The organism is Streptomyces sp. AM25 (assembly GCF_058146165.1).
Window position 1 is genome coordinate 1 of sequence record NZ_JBKIWN010000061.1, and the last position, 13,183, is coordinate 13,183.

At 72.3% G+C, this 13,183-nt stretch carries 12 protein-coding genes and 1 pseudogene; 10 read left to right on the forward strand and 3 right to left on the reverse strand.

The annotated features are described in order from the left end of the window. Both ACLHRZ_RS35310 and ACLHRZ_RS35315 read left to right on the forward strand, forming a co-directional pair. A pseudogene (locus ACLHRZ_RS35310) lies at positions 1-366 on the forward strand (hypothetical protein); the annotation flags it as partial. Beyond that, positions 363-1,850 (forward strand): DUF5719 family protein, encoded by a 1,488-nt coding sequence (locus ACLHRZ_RS35315; RefSeq protein ID WP_490422712.1) that lies wholly within the window; start codon positions 363-365, stop codon positions 1,848-1,850. The pseudogene ACLHRZ_RS35310 and the gene ACLHRZ_RS35315, both read left to right, overlap by 4 nt. A gap of 73 nt (positions 1,851-1,923) precedes the next feature. Here ACLHRZ_RS35315 and ACLHRZ_RS35320 read toward each other — a convergent pair whose 3' ends face one another. Further along, positions 1,924-2,403, reverse strand: a complete 480-nt coding sequence (locus tag ACLHRZ_RS35320; protein ID WP_490422713.1) for a metallopeptidase family protein — start codon at positions 2,401-2,403, stop codon at positions 1,924-1,926. Between the two features lie 274 nt (positions 2,404-2,677). Between ACLHRZ_RS35320 and ACLHRZ_RS35325 the strand changes: the two genes are divergently transcribed. The 6 genes from ACLHRZ_RS35325 to ACLHRZ_RS35350 all read left to right on the forward strand — a co-directional run bounded on the left by ACLHRZ_RS35325 (position 2,678) and on the right by ACLHRZ_RS35350 (position 8,257). After that, positions 2,678-3,118, forward strand: coding sequence for a DUF3499 domain-containing protein (locus ACLHRZ_RS35325; protein ID WP_490422714.1), 441 nt, complete (start codon positions 2,678-2,680; stop codon positions 3,116-3,118). 93 nt (positions 3,119-3,211) lie between these two features. Beyond that, positions 3,212-4,570 (forward strand): phosphomannomutase/phosphoglucomutase, encoded by a 1,359-nt coding sequence (locus ACLHRZ_RS35330; RefSeq protein WP_490422715.1) that lies wholly within the window; start codon positions 3,212-3,214, stop codon positions 4,568-4,570. A gap of 62 nt (positions 4,571-4,632) precedes the next feature. Further along, a complete protein-coding gene (locus ACLHRZ_RS35335; protein WP_490422716.1) occupies positions 4,633-4,818 on the forward strand; it encodes a Trm112 family protein in 186 nt (61 codons plus the stop codon). A gap of 66 nt (positions 4,819-4,884) precedes the next feature. Then, the gene (locus tag ACLHRZ_RS35340; RefSeq protein WP_490422717.1) at positions 4,885-6,051 is read left to right on the forward strand and encodes an SIS domain-containing protein; all 1,167 of its coding nucleotides are present in this window, start codon (positions 4,885-4,887) and stop codon (positions 6,049-6,051) included. Positions 6,052-6,122: 71 nt separating this feature from the next. Next, positions 6,123-7,352 carry a mannose-6-phosphate isomerase, class I gene (gene manA / locus ACLHRZ_RS35345; protein WP_490422718.1) on the forward strand — a complete coding sequence of 410 codons (1,230 nt, stop codon included), beginning with the start codon at positions 6,123-6,125 and terminating at the stop codon, positions 7,350-7,352. Further along, complete coding sequence (locus ACLHRZ_RS35350; RefSeq protein WP_490422719.1) at positions 7,349-8,257, forward strand: cation diffusion facilitator family transporter; 909 nt, start codon at positions 7,349-7,351, stop codon at positions 8,255-8,257. Before manA ends, ACLHRZ_RS35350 begins: the two co-directional genes overlap by 4 nt. A gap of 19 nt (positions 8,258-8,276) precedes the next feature. Here ACLHRZ_RS35350 and ACLHRZ_RS35355 read toward each other — a convergent pair whose 3' ends face one another. Beyond that, on the reverse strand, positions 8,277-10,244 hold the full coding sequence (locus ACLHRZ_RS35355; RefSeq protein ID WP_490422720.1) for a fructose-specific PTS transporter subunit EIIC: 1,968 nt from the start codon (positions 10,242-10,244) through the stop codon (positions 8,277-8,279). Between the two features lie 383 nt (positions 10,245-10,627). Here ACLHRZ_RS35355 and ahcY point away from each other — a divergent pair, with 383 nt between their 5' ends. Continuing rightward, positions 10,628-12,085 (forward strand): adenosylhomocysteinase, encoded by a 1,458-nt coding sequence (gene ahcY / locus ACLHRZ_RS35360; RefSeq protein ID WP_490422721.1) that lies wholly within the window; start codon positions 10,628-10,630, stop codon positions 12,083-12,085. A gap of 108 nt (positions 12,086-12,193) precedes the next feature. After that, entirely contained in the window at positions 12,194-12,808 is a 615-nt protein-coding gene (locus ACLHRZ_RS35365) for a hypothetical protein (protein WP_490422722.1), read from the forward strand. Positions 12,809-12,980: 172 nt separating this feature from the next. On the opposite strand, the gene ACLHRZ_RS35370 is transcribed toward ACLHRZ_RS35365, so the two are convergent. Then, positions 12,981-13,183 (reverse strand): hypothetical protein (locus ACLHRZ_RS35370; RefSeq protein WP_490422723.1); only part of this gene is annotated, 203 nt, incomplete at its 5' end.

The following is a 13,183-nucleotide window of genomic DNA, read 5'->3' on the forward strand; positions in this document are numbered from 1 at the left end:
GCGGCCGCGGCCGCTGCGGCCGCCCCGGAGCCGGCCCCGCCGGCCGGGGCGCCCCCGGCCGACCCGTACGAGGAGCAGGCCCCGGCCGACCCGTACGCCGCCGTGCCGCACCAGCAGCCGTACCCGGAGTACGGGGAGTGGGACGCCCGGAACCACCCGTACCAGCAGCCCGGTTACGGCACCGGTCACGACCAGGGCTACGACCCCTCGTACCCGGCAGCACAGCCCCAGCAGTACGACCCACAGGGCCAGGTCCCGTACCCGCAGGACCCCTACGCGGCCGGGTCGTACGGCCAGTACGACGCCTACGACCCGTACGGCTACGGACACCAGCAGCCCCACCGTGACGGGAGCGAGCAGCAGTGAAGCGCACGACCCTCTCCCTGTTCGCCGTCACGGCGGCACTCGCCGCCGTCACCGGTGTCGCCGTGCTCACCGGCCCGTCAGACGTTTCCGCGCCGGGCGGCAAGAGTGGCAAGACCGTCACGGGCGAGAAGGCCCCCGTGCAGCGGTCCGCGCTGGTGTGCCCGGCGCCGACGTCGTCCGACGTGGGGGACACGACGTACACCGCGTTCACACCGGCCGGTGGCAAGGGCACGGGCAGGTCTGCGGACCTGCTGCCCGCGGCGGGCGGCAAGAGCGGCAAGAACGACGGCAAGCCGGTCCTCTCCCTCAAGGAGCCCGGCAAGCCGGTCACGGCCACGACCGACCGCTCGGACGCACCGGCCCTCTACGGCGCCGCCGACGGCCCGCTCGCCCCCGGCTGGACGGCGCAGCAGACCACCACCATCAGCGCGGGCAGCGGGCGCGGGCTGCACGGTCTGACGTGCACACCGCCCGACACTTCCTTCTGGTTCCCCGGCGCGAGCACCGCCAAGGGGCGTCAGGACTACGTCCACCTGACCAACCCGGACGCCACGGCGGCCGTCGTCGACCTGGAGCTGTACGGCAAGGACGGCCGCATCAAGGCGCCTTCGGGGGAAGGCGTCACCGTTCCGCCGCACACGACCGTGCCGGTACTGCTGTCGACGCTGACGGATGCGCCCGCGGACGACCTCACCCTCCACGTGGCGGCCCGCTCGGGCCGCCTGGGCGCCGCCGTGCAGGCCTCCGACGAGAAGGCCGGAGGCGACTGGCTGCCGCCGTCCGCCGACCCGGCGGCGGACGCGGTGCTGCCCGGCATCCCCGCCGACGCCACCTCCGTGCGGCTCGTTGCCTACGCGCCCGGCTCCGACGACGCGGACATCGGCCTGCGCCTCGTCGGGCCGAACGGCACGATCTCCCCGGCCGGCCACGAGTCGCTGCACCTCAAGGGCGGCATGACCACCGCCGTCGACCTCGGCGACCTCACCCGTGGCGAGGCGGGCTCCCTGATGCTCACGGGCGGCAGCGGCGGCACCCCGGTCGTCGCCGCGCTGCGCGTCACGCGCGGCAAGGACGACAAGCAGGAGACGGCGTTCATCCCCGCCACCTCCGCGATCGACGGACGCGGCACGGTGGCGGACAACCGCCCCAAGGCCTCGACGCTGTCGCTGACCGCACCGGGCAAGGCGGCCACGGTGCGCGTCACGTCCTCGGCGGGCAGCGACGGGGGCGCACCGGTGACCAAGACGTACACGGTCAAGGCGGGAACGACCCTCGCCTTCGAACCCCCGCAGCCGGACGGGGCCAAGGGCTCCTACGCGGTGACGGTGGAGAAGACGGACGGGGGACCGGTGTACGCGTCCCGCATGCTCGCCCTGCCGAAGGACGGCGTCCCGATGTTCACGATCCAGCCGCTCCCGGACGACCGGTCGACGGTGACGGTCCCGGAGGCAAGGACGGACTTGTCGCTGCTGAACGGGGGCTGAAGCAACGCGCCCCGAAGGGGCGCGGGGCTGTCACATCATGCGGCTCCGCCGCGTGGGCGCGACCGGCGGAGCGCTAGTCCTGCCCGTACCGCGGATCCACCGACTCCGGCGCGAGCCCCAGGAGTTCGGCGACCTGCTCCACCACGACCTCGTGGACGAGCAGGGCCCGCTCGTCCCGCGTCCTGGTGCGGATCTCCACCGGCCGCCGGTAGACGACGATCCGGTCGGGGCTGTCGCCGTGGGCGGGGACGTACCGCCCGAGCGGCACGGAGTCCCCGTCGAGCAGCGCGGCGAGGGCCTCGGCCTCGTCGCCCCCGACGGGCACCTCCCGGACCACGAAGTCCACCGAGGCCAGCTGCGGCCACCGCCGCTCCAGCCGCTCGGCGGAGTCGTGCACGAGGTCGACGAACGCCTCGGCCCGGCTGACCGACAGCGGCACCTGGGGCGGGGCGACCGGCCCGCGCATACCGCGCCCGTGGCGGTCGCGGTGGCGCGGGGGCGTCGGCCCGGGGCGTCCGCCGGCGTCGGTCGGGGGAGGTACAGGGCTGTCCATCACTCCTGAGAGTATCCGTCGGCGGCCCGTGTACACGCCCTGGCCACGCATCTCATCGCATGTCGCCGGATGAACGTTTCGGCCGTCTCTGCGACCGAATCCGGCCACGCGCTGAGTCGTCCGCCGCATGTGGAATGACGCTATCTGTTACGGGTGATGACGATTTCTCCCTCCGTCCCGCACCGTGTTCCTCGTCTCGTGTACGGCTCAACCAGGCGCTTTGACAACGGTGTCCACCGGACGAACCGGGACGACACGGAGGGGTGAGCCGAGGGTGAGTCGTCGCGGCCCGCTCAAGAGTGCGGTACCGTCCAACCTCGTGAGCCCTGTACGTCGCTGTTCGCGCACCGCGTGCGGCCGCCCGGCCGTCGCGACGCTGACGTACGTCTACGCCGATTCGACCGCCGTCCTCGGTCCGCTCGCCACCTACGCCGAACCCCACTGCTACGACCTGTGCGCCGAGCACTCCGAGCGCCTGACCGCCCCGCGTGGCTGGGACGTCGTCCGCCTCGCGGTCGACAGCGGCCCCGCCCGTCCCAGCAGTGACGACCTCGAAGCCCTCGCCAACGCCGTGCGCGAGGCGGCCCGTCCGCAGGAGCGCGCCGCCGGACCGGGCGCCGCGTCCGGCGCCATGGGCCCGGCCGGCCGCGAGGCCAACCCGATGGAGGTCGCCCGCCGGGGCCACCTCAGGGTGCTGCGCTCGCCCGACTCCTGACAGCGCGTACGCCCGTTGTCACACGCGGCAGGTAGGTTTGGTGTCCCGATGAACGCACGGGTGTCCCGAATCGCACTCAAGGAGGGGTCGGCTGTGGCTGATCTGTCGCAGATCGTGAAGGCGTACGACGTACGCGGCGTCGTCCCCGAACAGTGGGACGAGAAGCTGGCCGAGCTGTTCGGCGCCGCCTTCGCCCGGGTCACGGAAGCCCGCGCGATCGTCGTCGGCCACGACATGCGGCCCTCCTCGCCCGGCCTGTCGCAGGCCTTCGCGCGCGGTGCGGCGGCGCGGGGCGCGGACGTCACGCTGATCGGCCTCTGCTCGACGGACGAGCTCTACTTCGCCAGCGGCCAACTCGACCTGCCGGGCGCCATGTTCACGGCCAGTCACAACCCCGCGCAGTACAACGGCATCAAGATGTGCCGCGCCGGCGCGGCCCCGGTCGGCCAGGACACCGGCCTCGCCGAGATCCGCGCCCTCGTGGAGGGCTGGCTGGAGAGCGGCGCCCCCGCGCCGGCGGCCGCCCCCGGCACGGTCGCCGAGCGGGACGTCCTCGCGGACTACGCGGCGCACCTGCGCTCCCTCGTCGACCTCGCCCGGATCCGCCCCCTGAAGGCCGTGGTGGACGCGGGCAACGGCATGGGCGGCCACACCGTCCCGACCGTCCTCGACGGCCTGCCGGTCGACCTGGTGCCCATGTACTTCGAGCTCGACGGCACCTTCCCGAACCACGAGGCCAACCCCCTCGACCCGAAGAACATCGTCGACCTCCAGGCCAAGGTCCGGGAGACGGGCGCCGACATCGGCCTCGCCTTCGACGGCGACGCCGACCGCTGCTTCGTCGTCGACGAGCGCGGCGAGCCCGTGCCGCCCTCCGCGATCACGGCCCTGGTCGCCGCCCGCGAGCTGGCCAAGCACCCCGGCGGCACGATCATCCACAACCTGATCACGTCCTGGTCGGTGCCGGAGGTCGTCGGGGAGCACGGCGGCAGGGCCGTCCGCACCCGCGTCGGCCACTCCTTCATCAAGCAGGAGATGGCCGCGCACGGCGCCGTCTTCGGCGGCGAGCACTCCGCCCACTACTACTTCCGCGACTTCTGGAACGCCGACACCGGCATGCTCGCGGCCCTCCACGTCCTGGCGGCGCTCGGCGGCCAGCCCGGCCCGCTCTCGGAGCTCGTCCGGCAGTACGACCGCTACGCGGCCTCCGGCGAGATCAACAGCACCGTCGCCGACCAGGCGGCCCGCACCGCCGCGGTCCGTGCCGCGTACGAGCACACCGAAGGCGCCGAGCTCGACGAGCTCGACGGCCTGACCGTCACCACGCCCGACTGGTGGTTCAACCTCCGCGCGTCCAACACCGAGCCCCTCCTCCGCCTCAACGTGGAGGCCCGCGACGCGGCCACCGTGGCCCGCGTGCGGGACGAGGTCCTGGCGATCGTCAGGGCGTGAGGCCGCCGGGCCCCCGGCGGTAGGCTGACCACACAGAACCGCACATCCCCGAAGGGAACCCCATGCCGCTCGAAGCCGGTCTCCTGGAGATCCTCGCCTGCCCGGCGTGCCACGCCCCCCTCCGCGAGGAGAACGCGGCCGGGGAGACCCCCGAGCTGGTGTGCGAGAGCCGGAGCTGCGCCCTGGCCTACCCCATCCGCGACGACATCCCCGTCCTGCTCGTGGACGAGGCCCGGCGCCCCGCCTGACCCCGCCGCCTGCCGCAGGCAGCCAGGCACGCCCGTACCCCCTCGGCGATCGGAGGCTGAGCAACGGTGTTCGACGAGTCGCTCCTCGATGACCCCGACGGCCTCTCCCGCGCCGATCTGCACGGCCTGCTCCGCGGCGCCGCCGAAGCCGGCGCCCGGGTCCGCACGGCCGTGCGCAACGCCACGGAGGCCGGCGTCGGCTCCCTCCAGCCGGACGGCAGGCCGCGGGCCGTCCTGGTCGCCGGCCCCGGGCCGGCCGCCGGCTCCACGGCGGAGCTGCTCTCGGCGCTCGCCGACGGCAGCTGCCCCGTCGCCCTGATCCGCCCCGCGGGCGTGGCCCCCGCCCCCGGCGCCCTGCGCTGGACCCTCCCCGGCTGGACGGGCCCGCTCGACCTGCTCCTCGTCGCCAGCCCGGACGGCACGGAGCCGGGCCTCGCCGTGCTGCTGGAGCAGGCCTACCGGCGCGGCTGCACCGTCGTCTCCGTCAGCCCCGCGGGCTCCCCGCTCGCCGAGGCCACCGCCCAGGTCCGCGGCCTGACCGTGCCGCTCACCGCCACGCCGTACGAGGCCGCCATGGCCGGCGGCCACGTGGACGACGAGGGCGCCCGCGCCGTGCTGCCCTCCGGCCCCGGCACCCTCTGGTCGCTGCTCACGCCGCTGCTCGCCCTCGCCGACCGCATCGGCCTGTGCACCGCGCCCCCCGAGGCCCTGGAGTCGCTCGCCGACCACCTCGACCGGATCGCCGAGCGCTGCGGCCCCGCCATCGCCACGTACAGCAACCCGGCCAAGACCCTGGCGGCCGAGGTCGCCGACACCCTCCCGCTGATCTGGAGCGAGGGCGAGCTCGCCGCCGCGGCCGGCCGCCGCTTCGCGACCGTCCTCGCCGCGCTCGCCGGCCGCCCCGCGCTCGCCGCCGAACTCCCCGAGGCGCTCACCGCCCATGGCGCCCTGCTCTCCGGGGTCTTCGCCGCCGGGGCCGACCCGGAGGACTTCTTCCGCGACCGGGTCGAGGAGCAGGAGGCCGCCCTGCACGCCCGCGTCGTCCTGCTCCGCGAGCGCGAGCCCGACGTCACCTCGCCCGCCCCCGCCGCCCGCGAACTCGCCCTGCACCGCGACACCCCCGTCAGCGAGCTGGAGGCCACCGAGAGCACCAGCGCCCTGGAGACCGCCGCGGAGCTCCTCGCCGTCACGGACTTCGCCGCCGTCTACCTGGCGCTCGCCTCCACGTCGTAACCGGCCGCGCCCGTCCGCCTCCCAGGTCGTCCCCCGACAGCCCACCCAGGACAGTCAGGAACAGAGCCCCCATGGACCTTCTCGCCAACACCGTGCGCCCCTACGCCTGGGGCTCCCCCACCGCGATCCCCGGGCTGCTCGGCGTCGACCCCACCGGCGAGCCCCAGGCGGAGCTGTGGATGGGCGCCCACCACGGCGCGCCCTCCCGCATCGACCGGGGACAGGGGCCCCGCGCCCTGTCCGAGGTGATCGCCGCCGACCCCGAGGGCGAGCTGGGCGCCGGGCCCGTCGCGCGCTTCGGACCCCGGCTCCCGTTCCTGCTGAAGATCCTCGCCGCGGCCTCGCCGCTCTCCCTCCAGGTCCACCCCGACCTCGCGCAGGCCGCCGCGGGCTTCGCGGAGGAGGAGGCCCGTGGCATCCCCCTCGACGCCCCCCACCGCAACTACAAGGACGCCAACCACAAGCCCGAACTCATCTGCGCCCTCACCCCGTTCGAGGGTTTCTGCGGCTTCCGCGCCCCCGACACGACGGCCGGCCTGCTCGGTGCGCTCGGCGTCGACTCGCTCGTTCCGTACGCCGACCTGCTGCGGGCGCACCCCGAGGAGGCGGCCCTGCGCGAGGTCCTCGCCGCCGTCCTCAGTGCCGAACCCGAGGCCATGGCCAAGACCGTGGCGGAGGCCGCCGCCGCGGCGGAGCGGCTCGGCGCCGTCGACGGCCCGTACCGCGAGGCGTACGTCGCCTACGCCTCCCTCGCCCACCACTACCCCGGCGACCCGGGCGTCATCGCGGCCATGCTCCTCAATCACGTGCGCCTGCTGCCCGGCGAGGCCCTGTACCTCGGCGCCGGCGTCCCGCACGCCTACCTCGAGGGCCTCGGCGTCGAGATCATGGCCAACTCCGACAACGTCCTGCGCTGCGGCCTGACCCCCAAGCACGTCGACGTCCCCGAACTCCTGCGCGTCGTCCGCTTCGAGGCGTCCGACCCCGAGGTGCTGCGGCCCGAGGCCGACGCCGAGGGGGAGGAGGTCTACGACACGCCCGTCCAGGAGTTCCGGCTCTCGCGCTACGTCCTCGCCCCCTGCGCGGGCGACGACGGCGCAGGCACCGCGCTGCCGGCCGGCGCCGCGCAGATCCTGCTGTGCACCTCCGGCACGGTCGTCCTCCGCAACACCGAGGGCCGTGAACTGCTCCTGGATCCCGGCATGTCCGCCTTCGTGCCCGCCGGCGAACGCGTCGTGCTCCTCGGCGAGGCGACGGTCTTCCGGGCCACCGCCGACGGTGCCGACGGCGGCGCCGCGTGAGTGCAACGGGCGGTACGAAGGCCATCGTCGCCGCGCTCGGCGCCAACCTGGCCATTGCGGCGGGGAAGTTCATCGCCTTCGCCTTCAGCGGCTCGTCGTCCATGCTCGCCGAAGGCGTCCACTCGGTCGCCGACTCCGGCAACCAGGCCCTGCTGCTGCTCGGCGGCAAGAAGGCCCGGAAGCAGGCGACCGAGGAACACCCCTTCGGCTACGGCCGCGAGCGCTACGTCTACGGCTTCCTCGTCAGCATCGTCCTGTTCACCATCGGCGGCGTCTTCGCGCTCTACGAGGGTTACGAGAAGATCAGGAGCCCGCACGAACTGGAGCACTGGTACTGGCCGGTGGGCGTGCTCGTTTTCGCGATCGTCGCGGAGGGCTTCTCGTTCCGCACGGCCGTCAAGGAGGCGAACGTGCTGCGGGGCGGGCAGTCCTGGAGCTCCTTCGTCCGCACGGCCAAGGCGCCCGAACTCCCGGTGGTGCTGCTGGAGGATTTCGGCGCCCTGATCGGCCTCGTCCTCGCCCTGGCGGGCGTCGGCCTGACGCTCCTCACCGGGGACGGCGTGTGGGACGGCATCGGCACGCTGTGCATCGGCGCCCTGCTGGTCGTGATCGCCCTCGTGCTGGCGGCCGAGACCAAGTCCCTGCTGCTGGGCGAGGCCGCGGGACCGGAGCAGGTGGCCAGGATCCGCGCGGCGGCGGTGGACGGGGAGACCGTCACATCGGTCATCCACATGCGCACCCTCCACCTGGGCCCCGAGGAACTCCTGGTGGCCGCCAAGATCGCGGTCCGCCACGACGACACGGCGGCCCAGGTGGCCCGCGCCATCGACGAGGCGGAAGCCCGCATCCGCGAAGCCGTGCCGATCGCGCGGGTGATCTACCTGGAGCCGGACATCAGACGCTGACGCCCGCGCCCGCCGGCCCTCAGCGGATCTCCCCCAGGATCCCCATCACCTCGTCCGTGCCCGCCGCGTTCAGCAGACGCTCCCGGAACCCCGTGTCCAGCAGCTTCCGCGCCAGCAGCGCCAGGATCCGCAGGTGCTCGTCCCCGGCGGCGGCCTCCGGCACCGCGATCATGAAGATCAGCCGCGCCCGCGTCCCGTCGAGCGCCCCCCACTCGATGCCCGCGCCGGACCGGGCGAAGGCGACGACCGGGGCCGACACCGCGTCGGTCTTCGCATGCGGGATCGCGATCTCCTCGCCGAGCCCGGTCGTACCGAGCTCCTCCCGCGCCAGCGCGGCGGCCGTCAAGGCGTCCACATCCGTCACCTTGCCGGTGGCGGCGAGGAGTTCGGCCATCTCCCGGATGGCCGCCGCCTTGTCCTCAGCGGCCAGACCGAGGCTCACGGTCCGCCCGCCGAGGTACCCCGAGAGCACCTCGGACCGGGCTGTGGACGGCATGACCACAGGGGGTGTGACAGCAGCGGGCCCGCCGGCGCCGACGGGCGTGCGCCCGAGCGACATCAGCGTGACCGTCGTCAACGCCGTGACCACCGCGCCGATGACCACGGCGACGAAGAACATCGGCACCCCGCTCACCGCGCCCAGCACCGCCACGATCGGCCCGCCGTGCGGCACGCTGTCCTGCACCGCCGCCAGGCCCGCGATCGCCCCCGCCACGGCGCCGCCCAGCATGTTCGCCGGAATCACCCGCGCAGGCCGGGCCGCAGCGAACGGAATCGCCCCCTCCGTGATGCCGAAGAACCCCATGAACAGCGCGGCCAGCCCGGTCTCCCGCTCCTGATCGTCGAACATCCGCCGCCGCAGCAGCGTCGCCAGCCCCTGCCCGAGCGGCGGCACCGGAATGGCGGCCGCGCACATGCCCATGATCTCGGGGTTCTTGGAGACCAGCCCTGCGCCGAACAGGAACGCCGTCTTGTTGACCGGCCCGCCCATGTCGAAAGAGATCATCAGCCCCAGGAGCACGCCGAGCAGCGCCGCACTCGCCCCGGTCAGGCTGCCCAGCCAGTCGGTGAGGTGCTCGAAGACCCAGGCGATGGGCCGGCCCAGCACATAGATGAAGAACAGGCCGAGGGCGGACGTCGCCACGACGGGGATCACGATGATCGGCATGATCGGCCGGACGAACCGGGGAACCCTGACCTTCTTGATCCACAGCACCAGATAGCCGGCCAGGAAGCCCGTGACGATCGCGCCGATGAAGCCCGCGCCCGACTTCGAGTCGTACAGCGCACCGGTGTTGGCGATCCAGCCCCCGATCATGCCGGGCACCAGCGCCGGACGGTCGGCGATGGCATAGGCGATGTAGCCGGACAGGATAGGCACCATCAGCGTGAAACCGATGACGCCGATGTCGTTGACGTGCTTCCAGACCGAGCCGTCCGGAATCACCAGACCGCCGCTCGCGTTCGGGTGCCCGCCGAGGGCGAGGGAGACCGCGATCAGCAGACCGCCGACGACGACGAACGGAATCATGTACGAGACGCCGTTCATCAGCGCCTTGTACGTGACCCCCCGCCCCTTCCCGGCATCGCCGCCCGCGACCCCGGCCAGGATCCCGCCCCCGTCGCCCTCGTGGACCGGCGCGGACTGCACCTGCTCGATCAGCCGCTCGGGATGGTGGATCCCCTCCGCGACGCCGACGACCAGCACCCTCTTGCCGACGAACCGGCTGCGGTCGACGTCCTTGTCGGCGGCGATGATGATGCCGTCGGCCTGTCTGACATCGTTGTCGGTGAGGACGTTCTCCGCGCCGATCGACCCCTGGGTCTCCACCTTGATCTCATGACCGAGGGCCTGCGCGGCCTGCGTCAGCTTCTCCGCGGCCATGTACGTATGGGCGATACCGGTGGGGCACGCGGTCACCGCGAGCAGCTTGAGCCGTCGCCCGCTCGACCCCGCGGCGGGGGGAGGACCGGCTGGACTGGTCACATGGATCTCCTCACAACTCGCGTTGACGGCATCCTGCAGCACCGGAGGGACGGAGCAAAGCGAGAGAGACCAAGGTCATTGCCGCGGCCGGAACCTGACGGTCCGCCGGATCGCCGTTCCGGGCGGCCCGATCGGGGCCGGGAAGGGGGTGGGGTTCACCGCCGCACCCGTGTAGATTCGAGGGAGAGCCAGACGTCGCTGCTGATGGCGGTCGGGCGGCCCGCACGACGGACCGGCCGAGGGAGAGAGGGCCTCCGACGGACTGCGCTGCGGTCAAGGGCGATTCGACCAGTGTGGATCAGTGTGTCCGCACGCATGCAGCCCGGCCGCGTGCACAGCCGCAGGCACCCACCCTCGCTCGACCTTCAGGAGGAGCAGCCCGTATGACCACCACCTCCCATGGCCAGGACTTCAAGGTCGCGGACCTGTCCCTGGCAGCTTTCGGCCGCAAGGAGATCACCCTCGCCGAGCACGAGATGCCCGGTCTGATGGCGATCCGCAAGGAGTACGCGGCGGCGCAGCCGCTCAAGGGCGCGCGGATCACCGGCTCGCTGCACATGACCGTGCAGACGGCCGTACTGATCGAGACCCTGGTGGCGCTGGGCGCCCAGGTCCGCTGGGCGTCGTGCAACATCTTCTCCACCCAGGACCACGCCGCGGCCGCCATCGCGGTGGGCCCGCAGGGCACCCCCGAAAACCCGCAGGGCGTCCCCGTCTTCGCCTGGAAGGGCGAGACGCTCGAGGAGTACTGGTGGTGCACGGAGCAGGCGCTGACCTGGCCCGGCACCCCGACCGGCGGCCCGAACATGATCCTGGACGACGGCGGTGACGCCACGCTCCTGGTCCACAAGGGCGTCGAGTACGAGAAGGCGGGCAAGGCCCCGTCGGTGGACACCGCGGAGAACGAGGAGCACCGCGTCATCCTCGAGCTCCTCAACCGCACCCTCGCGGCGTCCCCGCAGAAGTGGACGCAGCTGGCCTCGGAGATCCGCGGCGTCACGGAGGAGACCACCACCGGCGTCCACCGCCTGTACGAGATGCACCAGGCCGGCACGCTCCTCTTCCCGGCGATCAACGTCAACGACGCCGTGACCAAGTCGAAGTTCGACAACAAGTACGGCTGCCGCCACTCCCTGGTCGACGGCATCAACCGCGCCACCGACGTCCTCATCGGCGGCAAGGTCGCGGTCATCTGCGGCTACGGCGACGTGGGCAAGGGCTGCGCCGAGTCGCTGCGCGGCCAGGGCGCCCGCGTGATCGTCACCGAGATCGACCCGATCTGCGCCCTGCAGGCCGCGATGGACGGCTACCAGGTCGCCACGCTGGACGACGTGGTGGAGACCGCCGACATCTTCGTCACCACGACCGGCAACAAGGACATCATCATGGCCGGCGACATGGCCCGGATGAAGCACCAGGCCATCGTGGGCAACATCGGCCACTTCGACAACGAGATCGACATGGCCGGCCTCGCGGCCGTGCGCGGCATCGTCAAGGACGAGGTCAAGCCCCAGGTCCACACCTGGACCTTCCCCGACGGCAAGACGATCATCGTCCTCTCCGAGGGCCGCCTGCTGAACCTGGGCAACGCCACCGGCCACCCGTCGTTCGTGATGTCCAACTCCTTCGCGAACCAGACGATCGCCCAGATCGAGCTCTTCACCAAGCCCGAGTCCTACCCGACCGACGTCTACGTCCTGCCCAAGCACCTGGACGAGAAGGTCGCCCGCCTCCACCTCGACGCACTGGGCGCCAAGCTCACCGTGCTGCGCCCGGAGCAGGCCTCCTACATCGGCGTCCCGGTCGAGGGCCCGTACAAGCCGGACCACTACCGCTACTGACAGCACCATCAGCCGCCGGATCCGGCGGAGCCGACAGAAGCAGAGCTGATAGAACAGGCCTCCGCCCTCTGGGCGGGGGCCTGTCCGCTTTCCGTCAAGGACCCCACCATGCCTCGCGGCCGCTACTCCCTGCACGACCCGCACGATCACACCCCCCTCGGTGAAGAGCACTTCCACTGCGCCACCGGCCCCTCCGGCTGGCGCTACGTCTCACAGATCACCACCCCCTCGGGCGACCCGGCCGGCTCGGTGGACCTGACCGTCGACGACCTCGGCCGCCCCATCCGTCTCCAGCTCCAGGCCGGGGACTGGCAGGTCCGCGGCGCCGCACTCGAGGGCGTCACCTGGGTCCGCACGGATGCGACCGGCGAACACGCCTCCGAGGGCAACGTCCGCGCGCACACCTTCACCGGCACGTCCCCCGCCTTCTACGTGGCCGTCTCCCGCCTCCTCCGCCTTTCCCCCGGCGGAGGCGCGACCCGGATCCGCCTGGTCTCCTTCACGTCCTCCGTCCTCGCCCCCCTCACCGTCGACCAGGCGTGGGCGCTGAAGGGAAGGACAGCACACCCCACTGACAACGGCCTCTTGGAAGTGGACGAGTACCAGGTCAGCGCCCTGGACACGGGGGAGCAGCACACGATCCACATCGTCGGCGACGTGGTGCTGGCGGCCCCCGGCATCGAGCTCGAGGACCTGGAGAGCCCGCCCTCGTCCTTCACATAGCCCGGGGACGGGCACCGGTGGCGGCGGCCGATGTGCATGAACACCAGGTGTCCTGCTAGTGTCCTTTTCACCTCGCCAAGACTGTTGACATGGTCTGGGCGGGGAGGTAGATTCAAACGGTTGCGGCGAGCGGGAAGCTTGCGAGCAACGGTTGGTGTCTCACCGGCTTCGGTCAGTGAAGTTCCTTCACGCGAAGCATCCTCGACTCCTTATCGGAAGCGAAAAGGCCGATGTGATCGGCCGGAGCGAATCTGATAAAGTCGGCAAAGCCGGAAAGCGAAAGCCCGAAGGCGCACCCCGCTCCAACAGGGGGCCGGAATCGAAATTCCGAACCGGAAACGGAACGGAAAACGGATCTGGTAAGGTTGGAAACAC

Coding starts and splice junctions, on each gene's coding strand:
- ACLHRZ_RS35320 (WP_490422713.1), bottom strand. CDS start 2,403: ATGGACAGCCCTGTACCTCCCCCGACCGACGCCGGCGGACGCCCCGGG.
- ACLHRZ_RS35335 (WP_490422716.1), top strand. CDS start 4,633: ATGCCGCTCGAAGCCGGTCTCCTGGAGATCCTCGCCTGCCCGGCGTGC.
- manA (WP_490422718.1), top strand. CDS start 6,123: ATGGACCTTCTCGCCAACACCGTGCGCCCCTACGCCTGGGGCTCCCCC.
- ahcY (WP_490422721.1), top strand. CDS start 10,628: ATGACCACCACCTCCCATGGCCAGGACTTCAAGGTCGCGGACCTGTCC.
- ACLHRZ_RS35365 (WP_490422722.1), top strand. CDS start 12,194: ATGCCTCGCGGCCGCTACTCCCTGCACGACCCGCACGATCACACCCCC.